Source organism: Xanthovirga aplysinae (assembly GCF_009711365.1).
Taxonomy (GTDB): domain Bacteria; phylum Bacteroidota; class Bacteroidia; order Cytophagales; family Cyclobacteriaceae; genus Xanthovirga; species Xanthovirga aplysinae.
The window spans coordinates 1-2778 of record NZ_SMMB01000618.1; the positions used below are offsets into that span (position 1 = coordinate 1).

Annotated in this window: 2 protein-coding genes; both read left to right on the forward strand. The window is 37.9% G+C overall.

Going from position 1 to position 2778, the window contains the following annotated elements; genetic code table 11:
• The first annotated feature begins 252 nt into the window (after nucleotides 1-252).
• Complete coding sequence (speE, locus tag E1171_RS03335; RefSeq protein WP_155204062.1) at nucleotides 253-1536, forward strand: polyamine aminopropyltransferase; 1284 nt, start codon at nucleotides 253-255, stop codon at nucleotides 1534-1536.
• Nucleotides 1537-1700: 164 nt separating this feature from the next.
• The gene (locus E1171_RS03340; RefSeq protein ID WP_155204063.1) at nucleotides 1701-2771 is read left to right on the forward strand and encodes an agmatinase family protein; all 1071 of its coding nucleotides are present in this window, start codon (nucleotides 1701-1703) and stop codon (nucleotides 2769-2771) included.
• Nucleotides 2772-2778: the final 7 nt, after the last annotated feature.

Genomic DNA, 2778 nt, shown 5'->3' on the forward strand with positions numbered 1-2778 from the left:
TTATTCGAATTTGTAAGAGAAAGGTAAGGATTTGTGTACTTATGTGAATTTTGAAACTAGTCTATTTTAATGTAAAAAGGTAAACGAAAATACCGGCCTTATTCCACCTCTTAACTAAATGGGACTGTGCATATAATCTTGTCTTAATATATTGTTCGTTCTTCACTATTTTAGGAGTACTCTTTGCATTCTAATCCTTATTGAGTTCCTTTGTGAACTTTTCCATTTATTTCGCCGAATTAAATTGAAGAAATGGCTGCTTTAGGAAGACATATTATTGTTGAGCTATATAAATGTGATCCTGAGATTTTAAGGGATGTTGTACTTGTGCGTAAAAGAATGGAAGAAGCAGCACAGGAAGCAGGCGCTACCATAATTAATTCTACCTTTCATCATTTTTCTCCACTTGGTGTTTCCGGAGTGGTAGTAATACAGGAAAGTCATTTGGCCATTCATACCTGGCCGGAATATGGATATGCTGCAGTAGATTTGTTCACTTGTGGGAATTCTGTAAATCCATGGGCTTCTTATCAATATCTAAAACAGGCTTTTAAAGCGGAGCATGGATCTTCCAAGGAATTGAGTAGGGGAGAGGCTGATCTATTAAGTAAAAATGGTCTTAACTTTGAATTCGTCAGGGATCAAAAATCTCTAGAAAATGGAAAGAATAACTGCCCAACTGATTCGATTTGGTTTACAGAGCGGGATGAAAATATAGCTTTATCTTTAAAACATAGGGGAGATAAGCTTTTTGAGAGGCAGACCCCTTTTCAGAAAGTGGAAGTCTATGATACCTATGCCTATGGAAAAATGCTTACTCTGGATGGAATTGTAATGACTACGGAAAAAGATGAATATGTATATCATGAGATGATTGCTCATGTTCCCACTTTTTCACATCCAAATCCAAAAAGAGCCTTGGTAGTTGGTGGGGGAGATGGAGGTACAGTGAGAGAGCTGCTTCGTCATGAAAGTTTGGATGAGGTAGTAATGGTTGAAATTGATGAACAGGTCATTGAGGCTTCGCGGAGGTTTTTAACCTCTCAGTCTTCAACTTTAGATCATCCCAAAATGAGGCTTATTATTGAGGATGGAATTCAGTTTGTCAAGAAAACAGCCCAGGAATCTTTTGATTTGGTCATAATTGATTCTACCGATCCAATAGGGCCAGGAGAGGGATTGTTTTCAGAATCTTTTTATCAAGATGTGTACCGTGTTCTCCGAAAGAATGGAATTATGGTTACCCAGAGTGAATCACCTCGTTATAATCAAAAGGTTTTCAAGAAGGTTTTTGATTTGTATAAACGCATTTTTGGAAGAAACCAAGTGCATTGTTATTTGGCTCATATTCCTACTTATCCCTCAGGGATGTGGAGTTTTTCTTTTTGTTCTAAAGGGACTTTGCACCCTTTGAATAAAATGAATCATGATGGAATTGAGGATTTTGTAGAAAAACATGATTTACAATATTATAATAGTTCTATTCACCAAGCAGCCTTTGCTTTACCGGGCTTTGTGAAGAAACAGCTTTTGTAACCACTTTAAAAGGAAAACTTACTTAATTATTGATTTGTACCCATAATTGCGAATTACTGACTTAATTGATTTAGGATTCTGTTTTCAGTTTGAGTATCCCCCTTTTGATCCAAATAAATCTTATCTCCAAATTCGTAATTCTTGTTTGAATATTTCATTCTCTTATGACAAAAGAAGATTATATTAATACCTTTGATCCAAATGGTGTAGGTGTACCGGGAAGCCTTTTTGGTCTTCCTTTTTCACCGGAACTAGCTGAAGTAGTGGTTATTCCAGTTCCCTGGGAGGTTACCGTATCCTACAGTGCAGGAACTATTGAAGGGCCTCTAGCTATATTGGAAGCTTCCCCACAACTAGATTTATATGTGAAAGATATTCCTGATGCTTGGAAAATGGGAATTGCCATGTTGCCTGTTTCCAATTATTGGGCCAATGAAAGTGATACCTTGCGCGCCCAGGCTGAAAAGTACATCCGGTGGTTGGAGGATGGGGGGCCTGAAACTCGTGATGAGGGAATAATGGCTACTGTTAGTTTGGTAAATACGGCTTCAGCCAAACTTAATGAATGGGTAAAAGCCCAATCGTTACGGTTGATGGATAATGGTAAAGTGCCTGTTGTTTTAGGAGGGGATCATAGCACCCCTTTGGGATTGATCAATGCATTGGGAGAAAGACACAAAAGTTTCGGAATCTTACAGATTGATGCTCATGCTGACTTAAGGGAGGCTTATGAAGGATTTGAATACTCTCATGCTTCTATTATGTATAATGCCATGAAAAATGATAAAGTCAGCAAATTAGTTCAAGTGGGTATCAGGGATTATTGTGAAGAAGAAGCCAATCGTGTGCAGGACTCCAACGGACGAATTGTTTCTTTCTATGAAAATGATTTTAGGGAGAAAATGTATGAAGGTGGGAGTTGGAAATCGATTTGTGAAGAAATTGTTAGTGAATTACCACAAAAGGTCTATATAAGTTTTGATATAGATGGTCTGGACCCTAAACTTTGTCCCAATACAGGTACTCCAGTACCAGGTGGGTTGGAGTTTCATGAAGCCATGTTTTTAATTAAACACCTGGTACGATCCGGGCGTGAGATCATTGGCTTTGATCTTTCTGAAGTTTCTCCCTCAGAAAATACTGAAGACCAGTGGGATGGAAATGTGGGTGCCCGAGTATTGTATAATTTGGCTAACTTTTTAGGGGTTTCGCAAAAAAAGTTAAAAATGTTTTAAAACAAGG

What these genes read in the sequence shown, in the direction of transcription:
- E1171_RS03340 (WP_155204063.1), top strand. Translation starts at nt 1,701, where the DNA reads ATGACAAAAGAAGATTATATTAATACCTTTGATCCAAATGGTGTAGGT.
- speE (WP_155204062.1), top strand. Translation starts at nt 253, where the DNA reads ATGGCTGCTTTAGGAAGACATATTATTGTTGAGCTATATAAATGTGAT.